The sequence below is a fragment of the Megasphaera cerevisiae DSM 20462 genome, from assembly GCF_001045675.1.
Lineage (GTDB): Bacteria > Bacillota > Negativicutes > Veillonellales > Megasphaeraceae > Megasphaera > Megasphaera cerevisiae.
This window is the reverse complement of sequence record NZ_LEKT01000164.1, coordinates 1-639: the sequence shown is the minus strand read 5'-3', so window position 1 is coordinate 639 and position 639 is coordinate 1. Positions and strand designations below refer to the sequence as shown.

Sequence of the window (639 nt, the reverse complement as noted above, 5' to 3'; positions counted from 1 at the left end):
ATCGACAGATCGGGGGCAATCATTAGATGTATTTTTCACAGAAAATTCATTAGTCTTCGAAATCACATGTCAGGATACGATCCGTTATATAAAATAAGAACCAAAGAAACCATTTTTTTGCTATGGGAGTCTACATATACTACAGTGCGCCGCTGGCGATGACCAATCCTGTCACGCCGGCGGCGCCGTTTTGCTTGAGTGTTTTTGCACAGGCTTCTAGGGTCGCGCCTGTCGTATATATGTCATCCAATCCTACCACGTATTTGATACAATGCAACGATAATCCGGATTTTGCACACCCCCGTGTGCAAAATCCGAACTATCGTATATTCCAAGAACGAATAAGTGAAAAATGCTGTCAAGATATTCTTCCCTGAGAGAATTTATATTCGGGTTTGTCAAGTTAAGTGTGTAAGTTTTTTTAGGTATCATAAAAGAAGATGCGTTACCAGTGATTGCTGGCTTTAAAATTTCTCGTATTTCAGGATACGAGCTTGCAGCTTATCATCCATAGCCAACTGGTTTCTGACCATCGCCCAGTTCTGGATATGATGCCCTTCCCACTTGGCATAGAGTTCCTTTACCCTGAGATAGAGAACCTTGAAGACAGATTCCTCGCTGGAGAACGAGCCCTTCTTG

General features: G+C 42.6%; 1 protein-coding gene. It reads right to left on the bottom strand.

Translation table 11 applies throughout. The annotated features are described in order from the left end of the window. Positions 1-139: 139 nt before the first annotated feature. A complete protein-coding gene (locus AB840_RS18440) occupies positions 140-250 on the bottom strand; it encodes a ComF family protein (protein ID WP_413783228.1) in 111 nt (36 codons plus the stop codon). Positions 251-639: the final 389 nt, after the last annotated feature.